Genomic DNA, 23416 nt, shown 5'->3' with positions numbered 1-23416 from the left:
GGACGAAGGACGCCGGCCCGGGTGATGAGGTCGGCGCTGCGTGCCGGCGGCCTGCCGGACTATCTGCACGAGTCGTTCGTCCAGGCCGCCCCCGAGCGGATGAGCAAGCGGACCGGGGCGCTGCTGCGCGGCCACCTGGCGCTGTTGCTGCACGCCTCACGGTCGGACGACTCGGTGCTGGACGCCGGGGACGCCTTCGGCGAACTGCGCGGCCGCTGGGCCGCCGAGGGCGGGGACACCGCCGACCTGCTCAAGCTCGTCAGAATGGTGGACTACCGCGCCCAGGCCCTGCACGCGCCCGTGGCCGGTGAGCCGGCGCAGGAGACCGGCCCCGCCGGGCTCGCCCAGTTCTGGGCGTCCAGCGGTCACGACATCGAGGAGCTGTCCGGGTTCCTGGCCGATGTCGACCAGGAGGCCGCCGATTGGCTTCCGGGGTGAGCGGCACGAGCGCGTCGACGGCGCTCGCCGCGCTGCTCGAGTACGCCCGCCGGCACGTCCCGCACTACCAGTCGCTGGTTCCGCCGGGCCCGGTGACCGAGGAGAACGCGGTCGCCGTGCTGCGCCGGTTGCCGCTGCTGCGTCGTACGGCCGTCCGGAGCGAGCGCCCGCGCCTGTGGTCGGCCGAGGGGGACGCCCGCCGGTGGCGGCGGGTGCACACCACCGGAACGACCGGTACGCCCCTGGAGGTCGTCGTCGACGACGCGGCGCAGCAGGCCGAACTCGCCGCCCTGGTCCGGCATGTACGGCGTCACCTCGGCGGGCCCGCCGGTCCGGCGATCACGCATCTGACGCTGCACCTGGCGTCGACCTCCCGCGCGACGATCGCACCGGACCCGCCCGACGTCGCGCTGGTCAAGTGGAACCTGAGCCGGGCCTGGCAGTTGCCGGACGACGAGTTCCGTTCCGCGCTGGGGGAGCTGCGCGGGAAGGTGATCACCGTGATGCCCAGTGTGATGGCGGCTCTGTGCGACCGCCTCGGGCCGTCCAGCGGGGTGCGGCCGCGGTTGGTCGTCCTGTCCGGTGAGCAGTTCACCGCCGGGCTGCGGCAACGCATCCAGGAGACGTTCCACTGCCCGGTCACCGCCCTCTACACCCTCGCCGAGGGCGGCATCGTCGCGCACGAGTGCGGGCAGAGCGGGACCTACCACGTCGAGGAGACGGCTGCCTTCGTGGAGGTGGTGGGGGACCAGGGGGATCCGCTGCCACCCGGGGTCGCCGGTGACATCGCGGTGACGCCGCTGGTGAACCGAGCGATGCCGCTGCTGCGCTACGTCAACGGGGACCAGGGCGTCTGGGTCGACGGGCCGTGCGGCTGCCGGCGGCCCGGACCCCGGCTGCGGCTGCTCGCCGCGCGGACCCAGCACGCCCTGGTGACCGGGCCGAGCGGCCGCGCCGTGCGCAGGATCGATCTGGCCAAGCTCTCCCGGCAACTCGACCTCGGCGTCTCGCGGATCGTCAGGGACGGCGACGAGGTCGTGGTGGAACACCAGGACCCGCACCCCGCCACGGACCTTCAACGCACCACGATCGCCGCGGCGTTGCGCACGTTGCTGGGAGCCGACCTGACCGTCCGGACGCTTCGGACGGCGAGCACGCCCTGTGCCGCCGGCCCGCCCGCGGATCCGGACCCCGCCCGGCCCGCGTTCCTGCCGCCGGGGGACATCGCCGCCTGGGCACACGGCGTACTGCGGGGCCGGCCGGGCGTCCTGGCCGCCGTCCTCACCGGCTCGACGCTCGACCCGGCGGCCGTCAGCCGCTTCAGCGACATCGACATCACGGTCGTCATCGACGACGACCCCTGCCAGGAGCACTGGTACGCACTGGCCGCGGCCATGAACCGGCACCTCGCCACCCTGCGCGTCAACGTCACCGAGGCGGCCGGGACGGCGAGGTCCCCGCTGGTCGCCTGCCGCCTGCTGGCGGAACGCCATCCCGTGGTCGGAACACTGGAGGAGGCAGGGGTGACCTGGCCGACCACCCAGGTCCTGGCGGACGAGGCCCGGTATTGGACCCAGAACGCCGAGAGCGTGCTGTGGACCCGGCTCACCGCCGCCGACCGGCAGCGCACGGACCCGGTGCGGGACGCCTGGCTCGCCTCCCGCTTCTGCCTCGACGCGCTGCGCTACCGGCTGTTGTGCGAGGGCGAGCGGGTGACGGCGGCCCGTCAGGTCCTTCGGCGGGCACCGGAGTTCGGGGCCCCGGACGCGACCGGCATCCGGCGCGCCTTCGCCGTGGGGCGCGAGCACCGCCCGCCGCCCGCCCCCGGATCGCCCGAGGCGGACGGGTTCCTGCGGGCCGCCCTGGCCTGTGTGCGATGGCTGGGCCGGTCACTGTGAGCCGACAGGAGGGAGGTGCGAGGTGAGCGCGAGCGCGGCGGACGGCGGCGCCCGGCAGGACGCCCCCGAGCAGCGGGGTGCGGTGCCCGGCGCCCCGCGACCAACGGGCGGAGTACACAACACCGTCTCGGGCGGGGTCTTCTACGGACCGGTGATCCAGGGCGGGCAGGTGACCCTCACGGCCCCGCAGCAGCCCGCGGGCGCACCCTCCCGCGGACTTCCGCCGCCGTCGTCGGTCCACATCGGCCACGAGGCGGAACTGGCCTCTCTGGTGGCCGCTCTGGACCCGGGCGGCCGGCCCCCCGGACCCGCCGCCTGCCTGGTGACCGGGCCGGGCGGGGCCGCCCCGGAGATGACGTCCCGGAGCGCCGCCCTTTCGTGGCTGTCCGCCGAACTGGACAACGTCGTGGGCATCTGCCGGGCCGCCGCCGGGTCCTCGGCCCCGGAGCGCAGCTGGCTGCTCGCCGACGCGCTGCGCGGGTACTTCTTCCTCGCCAAGGCGTGGACACCGTGGGAGAACACGCACCGGGTGGCGCTCGCCGCCGCGGAGCGGGCCGGCGCACGCCGCGAACAGGGCATCCTGCACAACAGCCTGGGGCTGGCGCTGGTGGAACAGCGCCACCTGGCGGGTGCGTCCGCGCACTACACGGCCGCCGCACACCACTTCGAGGCCGCGGGAGACGCACACGGCGGCGCGAACGCGGTCGAGAACCATGCCTGGGTGCGGCACTACTCCGGGGACTACGCCGGAGCCCTGGAGGACCATCTGCAGGCGCTGCGGCGGTACGAGCTGTTGGGGGCGGAGCGGAACCGCGCCATCACCTTGCGCGGGGTGTCGCTGGCCGAAAGGGAACTCGGTCGCATCACGGACGCGATCGGCCATCTACGGGAGGCCGGGCGGATCTTCGACGCACTGGATCTGCACCTCGACGCGGCGATGACGCTCAACGGGCTGGGCGAGGCGTATGCCAAGGCCGGCGACCCGAGTTCGGCCCGGCTGCATCTGCTGCGCGCCCTGCGCCTGAGCCGGTTCTGCGGCAGCAGCTACGAGGAGGCCCGCGCCCGCCGCGCCCCGGGCTCGGTCAGCCGCGCCGACGCACCGCGGCGCGCCCTGCACCACTGGGAGCGCGCCCTGCACCACTACACCGAGCTGGGCTCGCCCGAGGCCGAGACCGTACGCGCCTTGATCGCGGAGGTGCGCGCCGAGCACCGGTGAACCGGCTGGAAGGAGCCCCGGGCGTCAGCCCCCTGCGGTGCCCTCCGCGCGGGACAGGGCGGCTTCGAGTACGACCAGCAGGGCGTCGCGGACCGAGCCCGTGTTGCGTGCGTCGAAGACGAGGAGCGGGATGTGGTCGGAGACGTCCAGTGCCCAGCGGACCTCGTCGAGGTCGTGGTGGACCTCGCCGTCGAACGCGTTCACGGCGACGGCGAACGGCATGCTCTTGTGCTCGAAGTAGTCCACCGCGGCGTAGCAGTCGTCCAGGCGGCGGGTGTCCACGATCACCAGAGCGCCGAGAGCGCCCTCGACCACGTCGTCCCACATGAACCCGAACCGGTCCTGGCCCGGCGTGCCGAACAGGTAGAGCTTCAGCGTCGGGTCGATGGTGACGCAACCGAAGTCCATGGCGACCGTGGTGGTGGTCTTCTCCGGGGTGTGGGAGAGATCGTCCACACCCGCCGCGACCTCGGTGATGGCGGCCTCCGTGGTCAGCGGCCGGATCTCGGAGATCGCGCCCACGGCCGTGGTCTTGCCGACGCCGAAGCCGCCCGCAATGACCAACTTGACCGGTACCGGCGGCTGTTCAACCGCTGTCGCGGAGTGTGTCCCGTGAGTCGGGGACGGCGCGGAGACCATCGATAACCCTTCGCAGTACGGAGATGTCCTGGGTTGTCCTGGCGTTCGGGACGTGCACCGCCAGATGCCCGGCGGCACGCAGGTCCTCCGCCAGCACCCGGACCACGTTGAGGTGCAGATGCAGCCGCGCGGCGAGTTCCGCCACCGACTGCGGCCTTCGGCAGGCGGCGATGATGTCGTGTTGTTCGAAGGCGAGCGAGCCCAGCACGGCGAGGCCGGACGACGTCGCCACGACCTGCGTCTCGACCGGGAGCGGGGGGCCGGCACCGCTCCCGGCCACCCGGCCGGCGGTCAGCAGGAAAGGCCTGATCGCGGGAGCACGGCCGGCCGGTTCCGGTCCTGGTCCACCTGCGGCCATCATGATCCTCTTCTCGGCGCCCGCGCCCCTGGCTCCGCGGTGGGGGACGGGTTCAGCGGGCCGGTGCGGCGCCGGCGTTGTTCTTGAGCTCCAGCACCAACTGGGGGGTGAGCGCGCTCCCGGCCCGGTTGGCGAAGAGGGTCATCTCGTAGGCGATGTTGCCGAGCTTCGCCTCCTTCGAGGTCACCACGCCCAGGACGGCACCGCAGCCGATGGCCGACACCAGGACATGGCCGCCCTCCAGGTCGATGATGACCTTGTTGAGGCCGCCGAGGCCGTAGTTGCCGGACGCTCCGGCCGCCAGGCTGGTGACGCCCGACACGATGGCCGCGAGCCGCTCGGAGTCGGCCTGTTCGCGCAGTTGGGACACGGCGATCAGCAGACCGTCGGAGGACACCGCGATGGCGTCGACGACGCCGGCGGTCTGGGTGGCGAACCGGTCGAGCAGCCAGGTGAAGTCGGCCGCGGCGGCTGTCAGGTCCATGGGCTCCTCCCGCTCGGAGCTGCTCTTACCTGTCGGCGTGGTCACTGCCCGACTCCTTCCGGGGTTGCTGGTGCTGCGATGGTGCTGGATCCGTCGGGGCAGCGGCACTCTCCTGCTCTGCCCTGCGGACGGCGGCCTCGAATTCGTCGAGTTCCGAACGGACCGCGTCGGGGTCGACGGGCCGGCGCACGGTCTGCGGCCCCCGGTCGGCCGTCGGGGCGGTCATGTCGAGCGTCGCGCCTCGTACCCGCCGCCGCAGCGGCCGAGCGGACTGCGCCGGGTGCGGTTCGGCCGCGGGGGCGGCCGGCCGCTGGCCGGGCGTGGCGGCGGGGCGCACCGGCAGGGGCGTGGCCAGGGCCGGCACCGGCTGGAGCGCGGGCGCGGTGGACTCCTGCTCGGGCGCCGCCGCAAGCTCCGACGCGGTGTGGGACACGTCCGCCGCCGGGGACGGCGCGGCGGCGGGGCTCACGGCCAGCAGCAGCGTGGCGGGGAGCCAGACGGAGCCGGTGACCCCGCCGCCCGGGGTACGGCTCAGGGTGACCCGGATGCCGGAGCGCCGGGCGAGGCTGCCGACCACGAACAGGCCGAGGACCTTGGTCGGTACGAGGTCGAGCCGCTCCCGGCGGACCAGCCGGGAGTTCTCCTCGCCGAGGCGTTCCGTGCTCATGCCCAGGCCGTGGTCGATGACCTCGATCAGGGCACCGCCGTCCGAGGTGATGTCGGTGCCGGGCCGGACGACCACCTCGACGGGCGTGTCGGACGGGGAGAACGAGACCGCGTTCTCCAGCAGTTCGGCGAGCATCAGCGTCAGATCGTCGACGACGTCGGGGCCGACGGTGAACTCCGTCTCGGACCGCAGGGACACCCGCTGGTAGCCCTCGATCTGCCCGAGGGCGGCCCGAATGACGTTGGCCAGGGGGGTCGGCCGGGCCTCCACCTCCGGGTCCCGGATGCCGGCGAGCAGCATCAGGCTGTCGGCGTTGCGCTGGAGGCGTACGGCGATGTGGTCGATGCGGTACATCCGGTCCAGGATGTCGGGGTCGCTCTCCTCGCGTTCCACGGTGTCGATCAGCATCAGCTGGCGTGAGGTGAGGTTGCTGACCCGGCGTCCGACGTTGCCGAACATCTCGGCCACGTTGCGGCGGCTGAGCACCTGCCGCTCCAGCAGCGCCGCGGCGGTGACCTGCACCTGGTTGAACGCCTCGGCCAGGTGGCCGATCTCGTCGCGGACCGGGACGGGGATCGGCCGCGGCCGCAGCGGGGTGCGCTCCGCCGATTCGTCGTCCTCGACCCTGGCGAGTTCCTCGCCGGCCACGTCGACCACCTGCTGGGCGGCACCGGTCAGGGCCGCCAGCGGACGCACGACCGAGCGCCGGACCAGGACGGAGAAGGCCAGCCAGGAAGCGAAGCCGAGCAGGGCGAGGCCGAGCATCGCCAGCGCGTTGTGCAGGGCGCTTTGGGACAGGCCGTCGGCCCGGGCGGCGATCTGACCGATCAGCGACCGGGTGATGTCGAGGCGGGCCTCGGCCTGCCGGGTTCCGGCGGTGATCGCCGCGCGCAGCTGACGCGGGCTCTGGCCCTGCAGGGAGCCCGGATCGATCTGGAGCTCCGCGAACTGGGCCTCGATGCCGTTCTCCTCGGCGTCCCGCTCGATCCCGCCCAGGCGCAGGGCCTGGTCCGGGTCGGCGATCCTGCCGAAGCGCTCGGTCTGCTCCTCGTAGAGCTTGTGGGCGCCGACCGCACGGGTGTACTCGGTGAGCGCGTTGGCATCCCGGGTCTGGGCGGAGAACACCCCGCTCTCGAAGGCCGCGTGGGCGGCGTCGGCCCGCAGCACCGTGTCGAGGAGTTCGGTGACCGAGGACGACGAGGTGCCGACGAAGCGATCGAGGCCGATGCCGTCGATCAGGTAGCCGACCGCGGCAGCGTACGCGGGGTCGATGCCGGCGGCCGGAATCGAGCCCCGCTCGACCTTGTCGCGCAGCACGGCGAGGCCCCGGATGTAGTCGAGGGCCTGTGCCTCCTGCCTCGGCAGGCCCGCCCCGAACGCCGAGCGCACGGCGGTGACCTGCTCATCGGTGTCCCGCTGCGCCCGGCGGTAGGCGGCGGTCGACGGCAGGGCGGCGCCGGGCCGGACCGACTCCTGCTCCACGGACAGCAGGAGCGCCTGGCGGTGTTCGGACTGCACGTCGTTGATCAGTCGTGTGACCTGTTCGCTGTCGCGCACCAACTCCGCGCTCCGGCTGGCGGCGACGGCCTTGTCCACCTGGGAGTCGACGCCGAGGCCCAGCAGTACGCCGACGACCGCGACGGGCGCGATCACCAGAACGTTGAGTTTGCGCCGGAACGGCCATCGGTCCAGGAGGACGCCCGCCTGCCGACGGAACCGCGGCCTCGACGGTGAACGCCCGGACGGGTCCGCTTCGTGTGGCGGATCCACTGCGTCCACAGACACCCAGCCTCCTTACGACGTGCTCCTGAGCGGTGACCGAGGTGTCGTTGTCGCCGACCGCCGACGAGGGGGAAATGTGGCGTTTACGCAGTTCACCCCAGATGCGAGCGAAAAGATTGCGCCACATGCCCGACCGGCCGTGAACACTACCGCTTGTGCACACGCATGCAACACATGGCAGCAAAGGCCAAGCGGTATTCAACTCTTTGTCACTTTTGGCGCGTTGTCCCACGGTGGGGTGCCGGCCCGGTGAACGGATCGGTGTCCGTGGGGGAGTGGGGCGCGGGCCCGCCCGTTCCCCCACGGGGCCGGCGCCGGTGGCCTGCGCCGTACCTTCCGGAGGCGGGTGCTCCGCGGGGCCTCGCCACCCGTAACCTGTCTCCCCCCACCCCAACCCGCATCCTCAACCTGCCCTGCGAGGAGACCCGTGCACCCCACCCGCAAGGCGGTCGTGTCAGCCGCCGCACTCCTGGTCATGGCCACCGCCGGCTGCGACTCCGGCGCCGGCACCACCGCGGCCCGCAAGGACTCCGCCAAGCCCGGGTGCCCCACCACCCTCTCCAGGGCCAAGGAGGCGGTCGCGAAGGCCGAAGAGGCCAACGCCCCCTGGAGAGGGCCCACCACCGGGCCCGAGGCCGTCCACGGCAAGAGCCTCGTCTATATCGCCCAGACCCTGACCAACCCGGGCGTCGCCGGGGTCGCCCAAGGCGTCCAGGAAGCCGCCAAGATCGTCGGATGGCGCGTCCGCACCCTCAACGGCCAGGGCACGCCCGCAGGCATCCGGGCCGCGTTCAAACAGGCCGTCGCCCTCAAGCCGGACGGCATCGTCGTCGGCGGCTTCGATCCCGAGATCGCCGCGGAGAGCGTCGAAAAGGCCAACAGGGCACGCATTCCGCTGATCGGCTGGCACGCCACCGCGGTCCCCGGCCCCAGCGAAGATCCGCAGCTCGTCAGCAACATCACCTCCCGGGTCGAGGATGTCGCGAAGATCAGCGCCGACTGGATCATCGCCCGGTCCAACGGCCGCGCGGGCGTCGTGCTGTTCACCGACGCCTCGATTCCGTTCGCGAAGCGAAAGTCAGACCTGATCAAGAAGGAACTCGCCACCTGCTCCGGCACCAAGCTGCTGAGCTACACCGACCTCCCCATCCCCCAGGCCAACAGCCGCTCCATCGGGAAGGTCCGCTCCCTGCTGTCCCGTTTCGGCCGCAGGTGGACCTACTCCGCCGCCATCAACGACCTGTACTTCCGCCACGCCGCCCCCGCCCTGCGCGCCGCGGGCAAGGGCGGTGCCGGGGCCCCGTTCAACATCGGTGCCGGCGACGGTGACCCGTCGGCCTTCGAGCGCGTCAACGGCAAGGAGTTCCAGGCCGCCACCGTGCCCGAGCCGCTCTCCGAGCAGGGCTGGCAGATCGTCGACGAGTTCAACCGCGCCTTCGCCGGAGCCCCCGACAGCGGCTACGTCGCCCCCGTCCACATCGCCACCGCCGCCAACAGCGGCGGCGCACTGTCCTGGGACTCCGAGGGCTACCGCCAGGCCTACCGCAAGATCTGGGGCGGCTGACGCGTTCCCCTGGGCGGGGGTCGGGGCCGGGGCGGGGCCCGGCGCCTACAGGATCAGCCCCGCCCCCAGCGCGGGGACGACGGCGGCGTTGCTCTCGGGACCTTCGGAGAAGGCCTGGGCCGGTGCGGCAAGGGCGAGGCCTCCCAGGGAGAGCAGAACGGCGGTGGCCAGGACGGTGAGGGAACGGCGGATGTCCTTCATGGAGTCCTCTCGGTGCGTGGCGGACTGCGCGCGGTACGCGCGGCGCGGGCCGGCGGGCTCCGGCACCAGGTCCATCGATCCGCAAGAGCGTTTCCCCTGCTTCGCCTGTGCAAACACGAAGTCACTCCGGTGCCGAGAAGCGGAAGAGCCTGCCGGACCAGCCGGCGAGGAGTCGGCCGCCGACCGCCCGCGTTTCCCGCCCTCAACGACCAGCAGGAGCCGACCCGATGGACACCACCCGTGCCCACTCCGGCGGCGAGTCCGGGACGTACTCGGGATCGTCCTCGCCCCACGACCCGGCCGCGCGCTGCCGGGGGAACAGTTGTCTCTCGGGGAGTCGTACCGGGCCAGCGCGAGGGTCAGTCCCGGGCGCAGCAGCCCGTCAGGAGCGATCCTCGGCATATGCCAGCGCAGCAGGTCAGGAGCCAGATGGCGGAGATCGGCGCGGACTTGGGCCGCGAGTTCCCGTCCGTGGACGCGTGCCACGGAACGCAGCTGGAGGTCGACATCGATGCCTGCGGCGGCACACGCCCCCGCCCAGTCCCCGGCATGCCGGCGGGCGGTCGCAGGCTCGATCATGGACGGCGGCACGGCGAACTCGCGCACGCGCAGCCAGAAGGAAAGGCGGGAATCCCCGTTCGCGAGGTGAGTGAGCATCAGCGCTCACCTTGCGCGGACGGGACCCCCAATCTGCCAGGGGATTGAGTAGTCATCGCGCGGATCGTAACGTCCCCTCTGCTCGTCGTGCCAGGGATTTCCGGCCGGGGCGCCACCACCCGGCCCGACGGCGGACACGACGGCGGCCTGGTCCTGGCTGCCCTGCCGGGGCCTGCTCCCGCCGTCCAAGATCATCGGGTGCAGAATGACCCGTATGCCCATAACGAACACGCCGAGGACGGCGACGATCGACGATGCCCCGCTGATCGGCCCCCTCCTGGCCCGCGCCTTCGACGACGACCCGATGATGCGCTGGTTCTTCCCCGACGGCGCCTCGCGCGAGGCGGCGCTGGGCCGCTACTTCACCACGATCTTCACCCGGCAGTACGTCCGCCACGGTGTGTGCGAGCGCACCGAGGCGGCGGCCGCGTTCTGGGTGCCGCCGGAGGCCCAGGCCAAGGCCGTTCCCGACGCGGAGACCATCGAGGAACTCCTCGGCATCCTCGGCGACCGGGCCGGGCTGTTCCGGGACGCCGTGGAGACGGCCGCCCGGCACACCCCCCAGGAACCGCACTGGTACCTGGCGATGATCGGCGCCGACCCGGCCGCCCAGGGGCAGGGGCACGGGTCCGCCCTGCTGCGCTCGGGGCTGGCCCAGGCCGACGCGGCGGGTCTGCCCGCCTATCTGGAGTCCTCCAAGCCGTCCAATCTCCCCTTCTACGAGCACTTCGGCTTCACCGTGAGGGCGGAGCTGCGACTGCCCGGGGACGGGCCGGTGCTGTGGGGGATGTGGCGCCGGCCGCGGCGCCCGGACGAGGTCTAGAGGCTGTCCGGGGAGTCGGGGCACACAGGGGCGATGGCTGATATTCGCCCCCGTGTGCCCCTTTTCTGTGCCTCTTTATCGATTGGTCGGTCGATGGCCTGGTTGGGGTGTGCCGCCCACCCGTGGTCGCCGTGACCCTGCCGGGCAAACCGGTTCATTCCACACCCGGGCCGATCATGGGAGCCGGGTCGCGCACTCCTGTGCAGGGGGCGCCGTGAGGGGGCCGAAGGGGCAGGGGCTAGCATATGAGCACCGCCTAGCTCGAAAGATAAGCCTGTGACTGTCAACGACGACTCGTTCACCAACTGGAATACCCGCGAGGAGATCGCGGAGTCGATGATCCCGATCATCGGGAAGCTGCACAGGGAGCGGGACGTCACCGTCCTCCTCCACAGCCGCTCCTTGGTGAACAAGTCGGTGGTCAGCATCCTCAAGACCCACCGGTTCGCCCGGCAGATAGCCGGCGAGGAACTCTCGGTCCTCGAGACCATGCCGTTCCTGCAGGCTCTCACCACGCTCGATCTCGGCCCCTCCCAGATCGACATCGGCATGCTCGCCGCGACGTACAAGACCGACGACCGCGGTCTCACGGTGGAGGAGTTCACCGCCGAGGCCGTCGCCGGCGCCACGGGTGCCAACAAGATCGAGTGCCGCGAGGGGCGCGACGTCGTCCTCTACGGCTTCGGCCGGATCGGCCGCCTCGTCGCCCGTCTGCTGATCGAGAAGGCCGGCTCCGGCAACGGACTGCGGCTGCGTGCCATCGTCGTCCGCGGCGGCGGCGAGGCGGACTTGGTCAAGCGCGCCTCGCTGCTGCGCCGCGACTCCATCCACGGTCAGTTCCAGGGCACCATCACCGTGGACGAGGCGACGAGCACGATCATCGCCAACGGCAACGCGATCAGGGTGATCTACGCGAACGACCCGTCCGAGGTCGACTACACCGCGTACGGCATCAAGGACGCCATCCTCATCGACAACACGGGCAAGTGGCGCGACCGCGAGGGCCTGTCCAAGCACCTGCGCCCCGGTATCGACAAGGTCGTCCTGACCGCCCCGGGCAAGGGCGACGTCCCGAACATCGTCCACGGCGTCAACCACGACACGATCAAGCCGGACGAGCAGATCCTGTCCTGCGCCTCCTGCACGACCAACGCGATCGTCCCGCCGCTGAAGGCCATGGACGACGAGTACGGCGTCCTGCGCGGCCACGTCGAGACCGTCCACTCGTTCACCAACGACCAGAACCTGCTGGACAACTACCACAAGGCCGACCGCCGCGGCCGTTCCGCGCCGCTCAACATGGTCATCACCGAGACCGGTGCCGCCTCCGCCGTCGCCAAGGCGCTGCCCGACCTCAAGGCGCCCATCACCGGCAGCTCGATCCGCGTCCCCGTCCCGGACGTCTCGATCGCCATCCTGAGCCTGCGCCTGGGCCGCGAGACCACCCGCGAGGAGGTCCTCGACTACCTCCGCGACGTCTCGCTGCACTCGCCGCTCAAGCGCCAGATCGACTTCACCACCGCCCCCGACGCCGTCTCCATGGACTTCGTCGGCTCCCGCCACGCCTCGATCGTCGACGCCGGCGCCACCAAGGTGGACGGCGACAACGCGATCCTCTACCTGTGGTACGACAACGAGTTCGGCTACTCCTGCCAGGTCATCCGGGTCGTGCAGCACGTCTCCGGGGTCGAGTACCCGACCTACCCGGCGCCGGTGGTCTGATCCCGTCGGACCGTCGCGGCATGACAGAGGCCTCCGGCCATCTCCCCTGGGAGGTGGCCGGAGGCCTCTGTGCGCCGGACGCGGCGCGAAGTCGGTGGCGAGGAAAGCGAAAGGACTATGTCAGAGAGGAATAAGAAGGAAGCCCCTTCATGGCCTCGCCGCGCTCAACGCTACCAGTCAGTCGGGGATCAGGTCGCGTAGGTTTTCCGGGGTCAGGATCCGGGAGCCGGCGGGCAGACCGTCGGGCCGTTCCAGTCCGATGTAGGTGACGGGGCCGTCCGGGACCGTCCTGCCGTCCCACAACGTCACGGTCGTGGTGCCGCCGGCCATCAGGTCGGTGAGGTATCGGACCGTGAGCTGCTCGCGCTCGACGATGCCGCGCAGCAGTGCCGCGACCGACACCCGGTTCCCCTCGACCTGGTTGGCCGCCGGGTGGCCCTTGAGGTACAGGTGCAGCCACTTGGCGCGCCACCGGCCGTCCTCCCCGCGCAGGAACGCCAGCGGCAGCGCGACCCGGCCGGGGCCGCGCAGCTCGGACTTCATCCGCACGGTGCGCGGCTCGAACGGGCGGCCGCGCTGATCGGCGTCGCGCAGCATGAAGCCGAAGAACGACTCGTCGACCTCTTCGAAGCCCTCCCCCGAGTAGATGTTGACCTGCGGCACGATGAAGGTGCCCCGCACGGCGCCCAGGCGCAGATTGATGAACTCCGAGGCACCGTCCGGCGCATCGGTGATGTCGCCGGAGTGCTCGCCTTCGACTTCGGTGAGGGCGGTGTAGGACAGCCAGGAGACCGTCGCGTAGGCGGCGTCGAGCATCAGCGCCGACAGGTCGTAGTCCGTGGTTCTGCGGCTCTGCTTCCAGTGGACGAAGAAGCGCAGCAGTTCGCCGTCGACAGGGGAGAGCGAGCCGCGGGGCAGTACGCCGAGGCCGGCCGCGGTCGCCTTGCCGCTGAGGGGGAGGGCGACGTCGAGGACGTCGGGGTCGATCAGCAGATGGCCGGGGGACGGCAGACGGCGGCGTATCTCGGCGTCGAACGCGTCGATCAGGCGCTTGCGTTCCGGGGGCGGCACCACGGGGCGTTCGTCGGAGGCGACCCAGGCCCGGCCGAGGCGGTTGACGAAGACGCGCCGTTCGCCGCTCTCCCCGGCACGGTGGTGCAGATGCTCGCGGACCGACAGCACGACCCGGCCCGCGACCATGGGCGCGACCTGCTCCGCGGCCGCCACCACCGCATCGCGCTCGGCCTGGGTGGAAGCCGTCCGCAGCAGGCGGTCCAGCGAGCGGAACAGCCTGCCGGGGGCGGCCTTCAGCAGCTCGGCCGCGCCCGTGACGTCCTGCCCGCCGAGCAGCTCCTCCACCCGGCTGTCGAAGGAGCGTGCCTGCTTCTCGCCCCGGGCGACGGCGAAGACCTCGGCGGCGTGCGGCCAGCGCGGGTACTCGTGCGGATGGAGGCGCTCGCCGAGGCGCTTGAAGGCCTCGCGGTGCGCGCCGACGTCGGCGAGCTTGTCGGGGGCCGCGGCGACCACGGCGTCGAGGCCGGCGAGCAGCGCGCGGCGGACCGGACGCGACAGCGCTGTGAACCGCGTGGGTTCCTTCAGGGTCACATCTCCGTCCGACAGTGCGCAGGCTAGGCGGAGCACATCGGTGACGGTGTCCAGCAGGAGGTCCGCGCCGGCGCCGAGCCGGGCCCGGTTGACGACCGCGCGGTTCTCCCGGATCGGGATCGCCTCGGGCTGGGGACCGTGCACGCGGTGCTCGGCCAGGGTCCGCAGATCGCGCAGGTCGTCGTCGCCCAGGGGGGTACTGGATCCGGCCAGGGCCAGATACAGCGCACCGATCTCGTCGTCGGGGTCGCTGCCCAGATGCAGGACGGTGACGCGGTCGCCCGCCGCGGCGATCAGCTCGTCGTGGGCGGCGAGCATCTCGGCATAGGTGTGGCGGTAGTTGCCGTAGGACGGGAGGGTGAGCAGGTCCAGGACACCGCGTCGCAGCCGGTCGATCGTGCCGGGGCGCGCCGTGTCGTCGGCGAGCGCCTCGGCCACGCACCGCATCCAGAAGTCGAACGTGTCGGGCACGTTGGCCGGGAAGTCGACGAAGTAGACGTTGTGCTGGACGTGGTCGCCGACCATCTGGCGCACGGTGCGCAGCGTGCGCACCGCGGTGTCGACGACCGTGCCCTCGGACAGCCCCGACAACTGCTCCAGCAAATCCGCCGAGAGCTTGAAGCCCACGGACATCAGCACGGCGTCGAACTGCCGCGCTGCGACGCCCCCCTCGCCGGCGGGTCCGGTGGGGGCGGGGAGACGGAGGGTGTGCCGGATGACCAGCGGTTCGAGACTGTCGTGCATCGCGGCATGATCCCACTACCGAACGAGACCGCGCATGCGGGTTTCCGGTGGGGAACGCGCTGGTGGAGGACGGGGCGGTCGGCCGGTGAGGTGACGGCCCCAGGACGGGCGGCGCGACAAGTGAGGCGAAGAACGATCGCCGGTAGACCCCGTCAGGTCCGGGTCATGTGCTCCAGCGCAGAACCGCGCCGAGGCCGCCCGCGGGGCCCGCGATGCCCTCGGGGACGAGCAGTACCTCGGCGTCGGCCGCCGCGGCGGAGCGCAGCAGGGCGTCGTCCGCCCGTGCCCGCTCGGGCTTGCTGACGCCCATCGCCTGTGCCTGACCGCGCTGGACGGCGACCTGGTCGGCGCCCGGCCCGATCCACACGTCGCGGCCCGCGTCGGACGCGTCCTGCCCGAGGAGCAGCGTGTGCACCTGATGGCTGCGGGCCGCGTCCACGACGGCCGGTACGCCTTCCGCCGCGTCCCCGGGGTTGCTGTCCGCCCCGCGCACACCGTGCTCGCCGGGGCGGCCGCGTCCGGCACGGAAGCGGCCCAGCGCCTCTTCGAGGCGGGCCTGCGCGTACGCGGCGCGGGCCTGTGCGATCTGGCGGTCCAGGACGCTCTTGGAGGCGCCCGCCGACCTGCTGCCGTTCTCGGCCTCGACGGTGGCGGCCCGGATCGGCTCGGGCAGCCGGTTGTACACGGCCCTGCGCTCGCGGGAGTCGCCGGTCAGGACCAGCAGCCGTGCGCCGGTCTCCGGCCACTGCCGGGCGATCTCGGCCGCGATGATGTCGGCGGTCTCGTTCCAGCTGTTCTCGACCTTGTTCCGGTAGTGCCACTCGTACCGGTCGGTGGGGATGCTGCGGTGCCCCCGCCCCCGCCACTCCCGGCCCTGCGCCGTGGCCAGGGCCCGGCTGCGCCGGGAGTCGCGCAGCTCCAGATCGGCGCCGGTGCGGTCGATGTACGCGACCAGGCACGCCGGCTCCTCGCCGATCAGCCCGGGAAGCGGGGCGATGTGCGGCAGCAGGGACCAGGTCGCCTCGAGGCGCACCGGGGTCACGCTGAGTGGGATGTCGAGCACGACCTCGGCACCCGCGGCGAAGACGGCCCGGCCGGGAGGTGCTCCGGAGGACGGTTCGTGGGCGAGCCGGTCCACCACGGCCCGGCAGGTGTACGGGTCGGCGCCCGCGTCGATGAGCTGCGAGGCCACGGCGCGCTCGCGGAGCTTCTGCTGCCGTGGCGCGTCCTCGGTGGCGCGGGTGGTGTCGATGTACACGGAGGCCCAGGGGCCCAGACGGTCGAAGAGCGGCTTGAGAAAACCGAGTTCCATGATCTTCCCCCGGATCGGGGACGGTGTGTACTACCAGACTAGGACGATGTGGCCGCAGAGCCCCCTTTACGGAGGAATCGGCGCAGCCGGGCCAGGGGCCAGGTGTTGATCACGTCGTCCGCAGTCAGCCAGCCCCGCTGTGCGATGCCCACGCCGTAGCGCAGGTACTCCAGGTGCAGTGGTGCGTGCGCGTCGGTGTTGACGGCGAACTTCACGCCGTACCGCTTGGCGCGCAGGATGTGCTCGTCGGACAGGTCGAGCCGGTCGGGGTGGGCGTTGATCTCCAGCGCCGTGCCGGTGCGTGCGCAGGCGGCGAACACCGCGTCGAGGTCCATGTCCAGGCCCGGGCGGCGGCCGATGATCCGCGTGGTCGGGTGCCCGATGATGTTGACCTCGGGGTTCTCGCAGGCCGCCACGAGCCGGCGGGTCAGGGCGTCGCGCCCCTGCTGGAAGTAGGCGTGGATGGAGGCCACGCAGAGGTCGAAGCCCCGCAGGAACTCCTGCGGCCAGTCCACCGTGCCGTCCGGGCCGATGTTGAGCTCGGTGCCGTGCAGCAGGCGCATCTTGCGGTGTCTGCCGTCGAGTTCGCGCACCCGCTCGCGCTGGGCCAGCGCCTTGTCGTCGGTCATCCGCTGCATGGCCAGGTCCGGGGCGTGGTCGGTGATCGCGTAGTAGCGCAGACCCCGCCGGGCGGCGGCCTCCACCATCTCCTCCAGCGGGGCCAGGCCGTCGGTGAGGTCGGTGTGGGTGTGCAGGTCGCCCCTGATGTCCGCCTCCGTGACCAGGTCCGGCAGCTCGCCGCGCAGCCCCGCGGCGACCTCGCCGCGGTCCTCCCGCAGCGTCGGCGGGATCCAGGGCAGACCGAGCCGGGCGTAGACCTCCTCCTCGGTCTGCGAGACGATCTTCTTTCCGCTCTTGGCGTGGAACAGGCCGTACTCCGAGAGCTTGAGCTTGTGGTGCACGGCCCGCTCGCGGGTGCGGATGTTGTGCGCCTTGGAGCCGGTGAAGTACTGCAGCCCCGCGCCCCAGGAGTCCGGTGGCACGACCCGCAGATCGATCTGCAGTCCCTTCGTGGTGCGCACGGAGGTCTTCTTCGTGCCCTGGGCGATCACCTCGGCCGTGCCCGGAAGCCGGGTGAAGGCGTCCATGAAGGGGGCGGAGCGGACCGCCGCCACGAGGATGTCCACATCGCCGATCGTCTCCCGCATACGGCGCAGCGACCCGGCGTAGGCGCAGTTCTCGCAGCCGGGCAGGGCGGACAGCTCGGCCACGATCTCCTCGGCGACGTCCATGGCGGCGTTGATCGGCACGCGTTCGCCCGCGGCCTGCATCAGTTCGATGCCGTGCAGGATGTTCTCCTCGGTCTTGGGGCCGAACCCCTTGAGGTCGCGCAGCCGCTCCTCGTGGAGGGCGTCGAGGAGTTCGGGCACCGAGGAGATGTGCAGGTCCTGGTAGAGCGTCATGGCCTTGCGCGGCCCCAGGGTGGGGATGGCCATCAGCTGCCGCACGCCCGCGGGGACCTTCGCCCGGACGTCCTCCACGGCCGGCATGCTGCCGGTCCGCAGATAGCCGATCACCTTGTCGGCGATGGACCTGCCGACGTTCGGGATCTCCCGCAGGCCTTCGGCGTCGAGCTTCGAGACGTCGGCATGATGGCTGCCGATGGCGCGTGCGGCCTTCTCGTAGGCGCGGGCCTTGAACGCGTCTCCGCCGGTGATCAGGACGAGGTCCGCGTACTCCTGGAGCAGCGCCTCGACCTCCTCGTTGCGCCGGACCACAGGGCCATTTTAGTGCGGCGGCGTGCCCCGGGCCTCTCCTGGCGGCGCGGTCGCCGGCGCCGCCAGGAGAGCGGGGAGGGGCGCCGATGTCGCGGTCCCCGGCACGGTGGTTTCAGCGGCCCTGCGCGGCTTCGACGTTGTCGCCGAACGTCCAGTCCTTCGACCCGTCCCAGTTGAGCGACCAGGTCATCAGGCCCTTCAGACCGTTGTCGTAGCTGTTCCAGGCCTGTGTCACCAGGTGCGGTGGCATATGACCGCCGCCCGCGCCCGGTTGCGCGGGCAGGCCGGGGACCTGCTTGTCGTAGGGGACCCGGACGGTGGTGCCCTGGACGGTCAGGCCCTTGTCGAGGCAGTCCGTCTGCGTGGTGAACCCCTCCAGGGTGCCGGCGGAGTACGAGTCGCCCCGGCACCCGTACATACTGCCGTTGTAGTACTGCATGTTCAGCCACCAGAGCCGGCCGTTGTCCGCGTACTTCTTGACGATGGGCAGGTAGGCGCCCCAGATCGATCCGTAGGTCACGCTGCCGCCGGTGACGTAGGCCGTCTCGGGCGCCATCGTCAGACCGAAGTCCGGGGGCATCCGGTCGAGTACGCCGTCGATGATGCGGATGAGGTTGGCCTGCGAGGCCGACAACCGGTTGATGTCGCCGCTGCCGGTGAGGCCGGTCTCGATGTCGATGTCGATGCCGTCGAAGTGGTACTTCTGCAGAATCGGCACGAGCGTTTCGACGAACCGGTCGGCGACGTCGGTGGAGTTGAGGTCGATACCGGCCGACGCTCCGCCGATGGACATCAGGACCGTGAGGCCTTCGCCCTTGGCCTGGCACATCTCGGCCGGGGTCGGCACCTTCACGGTCGCGTCCATCCCGTCCTCCCACAGGACCGTGCCGTCCGCGCGGATGACGGGGAACGCCGTGTTGAGGACGTTGTATCCGTGATCGCGGATACGGGCGTCGGTGATCGGAGTCCAGCCGAACGGCGGATGGACGCCGTTCGCGGCGCCGTCCCAGTTCTCCCAGTACCCCTGGAGGACCTTTCCCGAGGGCCTCGGCTTGACCGCGCAGGTGCCGTCGTCCCGGGGTGCGCCCGGTGCCGCGGAGACCAGCATCGGTACGACACAGGCCGTCGCCAGGCCGGCCCTCAGCAGACGCGATATCCGACCGATCACGCGGTGCTCCCTTCGGACGTGACGGGGCGTCACCGAGGGCCGGGTGCGGTGTGGCGGGGAAGTCCGCGGGGTGTCCGGGTCTCCGGGCGTTGGTGACGTGGCACAACGTAAGTTGGTCCATACCTATCGTCAAGAGGTATGGACCAACGGGAAATCGGTCGCTGCGGGCGGCTCGGCCGCATACGGGCGCGCCATCACAGGGCGGCGCCCCCCGGGAGCTGTCAGTGAACGGGGACGGTGAGCTCACCACCCCGGTAGAAGCCCTCCCGTTCCTCGACCACGAAGGGCGCCATGGCCGTACGGCGGCGCTGCTCCTCGTCGGAGGCGCGCCAGGCGTCGCATGCCTCCTTGGAGTCCCAGAACGAGACGCCGGTGATCTCGTGTCCGTCCTCGGACCAGTACGCGTAGGCGCGGCGCAGCGCTCTCGGGTACGGATGCGGGCGCCAGGCCCGCTCGAAGTCCTCCAACGTGCCCGGCTTGATGCGGCGCGTAGTCACCCAGACGAAGTGCTCCTCCATGGTCGCCTCCCGGTGAACGCTGTGGCGGCGTGATCTGCCGTCGCCCCTGGTGGGGCGTTCTCACCCCACCGTAGGTCGGCCGCGCCGGTTCCGCCTACGGTCCCCCGCCGCGCCGCGGCGCTCCGCCCCCGGCGCGTACCGGGCGGGCCGGTGCCGGCCTCAGAAGGCGGGGCAGGTGTCCTTGGCGCCGTCGCGGTAGGTGCGGTAGAGCGGGAGCGGGCTCTGGTTGCCGGGCCGGGCGGGCGCCGGGTACTCCACGACGGGTACGGGCTTGCACACCGCCCACTGGTCGTTCTTGCCCGGCCCCTCGAAACCGTAGGTGCCCGCGGCGCCGACCAGACAGGAGCTGCAGCTGTCACCGGCGATGCTCGGAATGACCAGGGTGTTGTAGACGTCGTCCTTCGAGGGGATGCGGAGCGCCTCCGGGGTCCGCTGCCCGCCCTCGTTGATCTCGCTGAAGGTGCGGTCCACGGCGTCGGCGAGCAGGGTGAAGGCGTCGTGGTACATCACGGCGTAGCCGTCGTCGAGCGGCTTGGCACCCAGCTCGTACTCCTTGTCGAGCTCCTCGAAGCGGTCGAGGAAGCGGCCGAGCGCCTTCGCGGGCTTGTCCTTCCCGCCCCACCAGGCCGGATCGACGGAGGACGCGTCGACGATCGTGGCCTGCGCCTCGTTCAGCCACCGCGTGGGCGCGTCCGCGGTGAGCGTGGGCTCCAGGCCGATGCCGACCTTCAGCACGCGCAGCTTCGTGGTGCGCCCGCAGCCGCCCTCCTGGGCCAGCCGCGCGACGAACGCGGGCAGGTCCTGGTCGCGTCCGGCGAAGAAGACGGTGTCGGACTTCTCGCTGCAGATCTTCTGCACGGCGTCGGTGAACCGCTGGGGAATGCCCTTGTCGGTGCCGGACGAGCCGGTGAAGTTCGAATGGTGGTTGTCCAGGTCGTACCCCGCGCCGAAGTACTTGTCGAAGACGGCGCGCAGGTTCTTGGAGTAGACGTCCTCCTCGCGGTTGTCCCAGACCAGGAAGCCCTTGTGCTTGCCCGGCTTGGTGTCCAGGTAGAGCGCGAGGGCGCGGGCGAACTGGTCGTTGTTCGGCGAGGTCTTGAAGAAGTACCGGGAGTTCATGTTGGCCGCGGTGATCACCGGGCCGACGGTGGGGATGCGGTGCTCGCTGAGTGCGGCGATCGTCCTGCGGGTCTCCGGCGTGCTGCTCGGAATGCCGGTCACGCCGACCAGCGGCGCCCGGGTGTCCTTGGCCAACTCGGCGAGCCGCTGGACGACCGGCTGCCACGCGTCGAGGTTCCGGCCGTCGGGGGCGAGCAGCAGCTGGTAGTGCGGTCCGGCGAAGCGGTTGGCCTGCCGCTGCGCGGCCAGCGCACCGGCAAGTCCGCGCCGGACCATGTCCGTTGTCATCGCGCTGTGGTCGTCCGCGGTGAAGGGCATCATCAGCGCGATCCGCACGTAGGGGATCTTGGGGCCGCTCGGCGGGTTCTCCCAGTCCTGCCGCACCCGGGCGTTCTCGTCCGCCACCGCCTCGATGAGACCGGCGATGCCCGGGTCCGCCTCGAAGGTGCCCGCGGTGACGCCCACGCAGTCTCCGCCGACGTCCTGCAGATCCCCACCGCACCGCCCGGGACCCCGCACGAGGCGGACGACGGAGAAGATCACCAGGGCGGCCAGCACACCGAGCCCGAAGGCGGCCAGCCACTCGATGGGCCCCCACTCACGGGGATGACGTCGGAACAGACGGACCAGCATGCTTCCTCACTGACCGGGGAGGGGGAAGGGGCGCCTCTTCCGCGCCGCCGCAGGCCAGCTGCGGGCGGCCTGGCCGAGGACGGCGTGCCAGGACGGGTGCCGCGGCGAGAGGTACGCCAGCTCCTCGCCGACCGCCTTGCACATGTCGGGGTCCGGCTCCGCATACGGCTCGGACACATGCCACAGGGCGTGCAGCAGCCGGTTGACACAGCGCTCGTGCGGGTCCGCGTACCGGGCGTCGTGCGCGCCCAGCGCGACCTGCATGCGCACATCGGTCCACTCCCCGGCGGGCGGGGTGGGGGCGGTGGCGGCGTACTGCAGACACCGCAGCCAGTGCGCGGCGCCCTGCTCGTCCTGCTCCGACTGGAACTCCTCGGCCAGGGTGGCCACCACCGTCTCGGCGTTCCCGGCCGCGAGCGTGTGCCGCAGTGCGTCCGCCTCCCCGCTCTCACCGCGCTGGGTGTGGTGCATCCGCAGAAAGCGGTGGATCTCCTGCCAACCGCGGCTGTCGTCGGCCCCCCGCGAGGTGCGGCGCGCCTCGTGCACCAGCAGCGTCTGCAGCAGGGCGTCGCCGACCAGCGGCCGGTCCGGCGGGGTGAACTGCTGCCACTGCTGCTCTTCGAGGTAGTCGGTGGCGGAGTTGGCGGGCAGCTGATCGGGGCCCTGCAGCCGCAGATGGCCGGCCAACGCCTCCGCGGCCGTGCTGTCGCGGGCGAGCGAGAGCAGGGTCAGCCGCTCGCGCTGGCGCCGGTTGGGCAGCAGCCGCTCCAGGAGCGCTTCGGTGACGGGGCGGCCGCCCGGGGCGGTCAACTCCAGGAGGTCGCGCGGTGCCACGTCGGCGCCCTGCTCCGTCGCGTGAAGCACCGCAGCGCACAGCACCGTGGCCGCCGCGGGGTGCCCGCCGGTCAGGGAGTGCACGGCGGTGGCCAGATACGGGTGCAGCGGCCGGGCCGGCCGGTCCGGCACCAGCAGGGGCAGGATGTCGTCGCGGTTCAGCGGGGTGAGGGCCACGGCGAGCACCCCGGCGGACGGGGCGAGGCCCTTGCGCTCCCAGCCGGAGGACTTCACCAGGTCGGGCAGCGCGCGGCGGACCGCAGCGGGCGCGTTCTCCGGTAAGCCGCCGAGCCGGGTGGCCACGACGACCAGCTCCTCGCGCTCGGCACGGGTGGGCCGCGACCGGTGCTCCAGGAGCAGTTCGAGGAAGTCCTGCCCCGCGGCGCAGTGCGCGTCGTCCAGCAGGACGAGCGGCCAGGGCTCGCGGTTCCACCGCTGCAGCCTGCCGTACGAGGCGGAGACATCGCGCAGGAAGGCGGCCATCAGGCTCTGCTCGGCCGCGTGCCGGTAGTCGCCGCCCTGCTGGAACCACTCCCCGAGGAGCACCAGCGGATCCTGGCCCTCCGCGCCCGGCGGAAACCGCCGCCGGTACCACTCCACGGCCGCGGCCGGACGGTGCCGGTCGACGTACTCCGCCACCACGGCGGCGGTGACCGCGCGCCGGCTCCCCGCCGCCTCGACCGCCCCCTCCAGACGGCCCTCGACGGCGGTGGCCCAGGCCTGCCGCAGGGCGTTCTCGCTCCCGGTGGCGAGGCGGCAGGCGAGCAGCAGCCGGGCGTAGCGCAGGCACGCCGCGTCCCGCTGCTCGCCGTTGCCGTGCCGCCAGCCGGAGACCGCGAACAGCCCGGGCAGCAGCACGGGGAAGCGCCGGCGCAGCGCCGGCGCGAGCCCGTACACCAGCTCGGTCAGGATCTCCACGCACGTCGAGGCGACGGCCGTGCCGTCGGACGGGACGGGCCGGACCGCGTCGGACTCCGCCGCCACCGCCCGGACGTGGGCGACGGGCAGCCGGCCGGCGTAGCGCGCCGCCAGTTCCTTGAGGACGGCGCTGCGCCCCATGCCGTGGTGCCCCGTCAGCAGCACCACGGGCAGGTCGCCCGCATGCTCCCGGGCCGTCCGGGACCTCTCGTCGTAGGCCAGGCCCGTGAGCCGGGGGATGAGCGAGCGCAGCAGCGGGTCCCGGCCATAGAGCGGTGACCCTTCCCATATGCGCATCTGGCTGCGTCCTGCCTCCGTCGTCCGTGGCTGCCAGACAG

At 71.9% G+C, this 23416-nt stretch carries 18 protein-coding genes and 1 pseudogene; 6 read left to right on the top strand and 13 right to left on the bottom strand.

The genetic code is table 11. The features are described 5' to 3' along the window. Window positions 1–24 precede the first annotated feature (24 nt). The 3 genes from ACFWZH_RS10135 to ACFWZH_RS10125 are packed head-to-tail and all read left to right on the top strand — an operon-like array spanning window position 25 to window position 3552. The gene (locus ACFWZH_RS10135) at window positions 25–438 is read left to right on the top strand and encodes a hypothetical protein (RefSeq protein ID WP_384427660.1); all 414 of its coding nucleotides are present in this window, start codon (window positions 25–27) and stop codon (window positions 436–438) included. Continuing rightward, window positions 435–2336 (top strand): hypothetical protein, encoded by a 1902-nt coding sequence (locus tag ACFWZH_RS10130; RefSeq protein WP_384427658.1) that lies wholly within the window; start codon window positions 435–437, stop codon window positions 2334–2336. Before ACFWZH_RS10135 ends, ACFWZH_RS10130 begins: the two co-directional genes overlap by 4 nt. Before the next feature lie 22 nt (window positions 2337–2358). Next, window positions 2359–3552, top strand: coding sequence for a tetratricopeptide repeat protein (locus ACFWZH_RS10125; RefSeq protein WP_384427656.1), 1194 nt, complete (start codon window positions 2359–2361; stop codon window positions 3550–3552). Between the two features lie 24 nt (window positions 3553–3576). Here the strand turns inward: ACFWZH_RS10125 and ACFWZH_RS10120 are convergent, their stop codons facing one another. Genes ACFWZH_RS10120 through ACFWZH_RS10105 form a run of 4 tightly spaced genes read right to left on the bottom strand, consistent with a single transcriptional unit; the run spans window position 3577 to window position 7485 of the window. Beyond that, window positions 3577–4191, bottom strand: coding sequence for an ATP/GTP-binding protein (locus ACFWZH_RS10120; RefSeq protein WP_384427654.1), 615 nt, complete (start codon window positions 4189–4191; stop codon window positions 3577–3579). Beyond that, on the bottom strand, window positions 4139–4552 hold the full coding sequence (locus ACFWZH_RS10115) for a DUF742 domain-containing protein (RefSeq protein ID WP_384427652.1): 414 nt from the start codon (window positions 4550–4552) through the stop codon (window positions 4139–4141). Before ACFWZH_RS10115 ends, ACFWZH_RS10120 begins: the two co-directional genes overlap by 53 nt. Before the next feature lie 49 nt (window positions 4553–4601). After that, the gene (locus ACFWZH_RS10110; RefSeq protein ID WP_384427746.1) at window positions 4602–5033 is read right to left on the bottom strand and encodes a roadblock/LC7 domain-containing protein; all 432 of its coding nucleotides are present in this window, start codon (window positions 5031–5033) and stop codon (window positions 4602–4604) included. Window positions 5034–5058: 25 nt separating this feature from the next. Then, window positions 5059–7485, bottom strand: coding sequence for an ATP-binding protein (locus ACFWZH_RS10105; RefSeq protein ID WP_384427650.1), 2427 nt, complete (start codon window positions 7483–7485; stop codon window positions 5059–5061). Window positions 7486–7909: 424 nt separating this feature from the next. Between ACFWZH_RS10105 and ACFWZH_RS10100 the strand changes: the two genes are divergently transcribed. Next, window positions 7910–9046, top strand: a complete 1137-nt coding sequence (locus ACFWZH_RS10100) for a substrate-binding domain-containing protein (RefSeq protein ID WP_384427648.1) — start codon at window positions 7910–7912, stop codon at window positions 9044–9046. Between the two features lie 45 nt (window positions 9047–9091). Here the strand turns inward: ACFWZH_RS10100 and ACFWZH_RS10095 are convergent, their stop codons facing one another. After that, window positions 9092–9322, bottom strand: a complete 231-nt coding sequence (locus tag ACFWZH_RS10095) for a hypothetical protein (RefSeq protein ID WP_384427758.1) — start codon at window positions 9320–9322, stop codon at window positions 9092–9094. Window positions 9323–9559: 237 nt separating this feature from the next. Further along, window positions 9560–9904, bottom strand: a pseudogene (locus tag ACFWZH_RS10090) (hypothetical protein); the annotation flags it as partial. A gap of 214 nt (window positions 9905–10118) precedes the next feature. Between ACFWZH_RS10090 and ACFWZH_RS10085 the strand changes: the two are divergent. Beyond that, window positions 10119–10727: a GNAT family N-acetyltransferase gene (locus tag ACFWZH_RS10085; RefSeq protein ID WP_384427646.1), complete on the top strand. Its 609-nt coding sequence runs from the start codon at window positions 10119–10121 to the stop codon at window positions 10725–10727. A gap of 276 nt (window positions 10728–11003) precedes the next feature. Beyond that, on the top strand, window positions 11004–12449 hold the full coding sequence (locus ACFWZH_RS10080; protein WP_384427644.1) for a glyceraldehyde-3-phosphate dehydrogenase: 1446 nt from the start codon (window positions 11004–11006) through the stop codon (window positions 12447–12449). Between the two features lie 177 nt (window positions 12450–12626). On the opposite strand, the gene ACFWZH_RS10075 is transcribed toward ACFWZH_RS10080, so the two are convergent. From ACFWZH_RS10075 to ACFWZH_RS10045, 7 genes are all read right to left on the bottom strand, one after another. Next, window positions 12627–14798: a hypothetical protein gene (locus tag ACFWZH_RS10075; protein ID WP_384427643.1), complete on the bottom strand. Its 2172-nt coding sequence runs from the start codon at window positions 14796–14798 to the stop codon at window positions 12627–12629. Window positions 14799–14961: 163 nt separating this feature from the next. Beyond that, a complete protein-coding gene (locus ACFWZH_RS10070; protein ID WP_384427641.1) occupies window positions 14962–16110 on the bottom strand; it encodes a hypothetical protein in 1149 nt (382 codons plus the stop codon). Between the two features lie 38 nt (window positions 16111–16148). Beyond that, window positions 16149–17888 (bottom strand): DNA polymerase/3'-5' exonuclease PolX, encoded by a 1740-nt coding sequence (gene polX / locus ACFWZH_RS10065; protein ID WP_384427639.1) that lies wholly within the window; start codon window positions 17886–17888, stop codon window positions 16149–16151. A 112-nt stretch (window positions 17889–18000) separates the two neighbouring features. Continuing rightward, on the bottom strand, window positions 18001–19053 hold the full coding sequence (locus ACFWZH_RS10060) for a chitinase (RefSeq protein WP_384427744.1): 1053 nt from the start codon (window positions 19051–19053) through the stop codon (window positions 18001–18003). Window positions 19054–19277: 224 nt separating this feature from the next. After that, complete coding sequence (locus ACFWZH_RS10055) at window positions 19278–19574, bottom strand: hypothetical protein (RefSeq protein ID WP_384427637.1); 297 nt, start codon at window positions 19572–19574, stop codon at window positions 19278–19280. 159 nt (window positions 19575–19733) lie between these two features. After that, a complete protein-coding gene (locus tag ACFWZH_RS10050) occupies window positions 19734–21326 on the bottom strand; it encodes an ABC transporter substrate-binding protein (RefSeq protein WP_384427636.1) in 1593 nt (530 codons plus the stop codon). Between the two features lie 6 nt (window positions 21327–21332). Next, on the bottom strand, window positions 21333–23375 hold the full coding sequence (locus ACFWZH_RS10045; protein WP_384427634.1) for an ATP-binding protein: 2043 nt from the start codon (window positions 23373–23375) through the stop codon (window positions 21333–21335). Between the last annotated feature and the right edge of the window lie 41 nt (window positions 23376–23416).

This window comes from Streptomyces sp. NPDC059008, from assembly GCF_042749045.1.
GTDB lineage: Bacteria > Actinomycetota > Actinomycetes > Streptomycetales > Streptomycetaceae > Streptomyces.
Note: the sequence above shows the minus strand (reverse complement) of the source record. Positions and strands in the feature narration are given on the sequence as shown.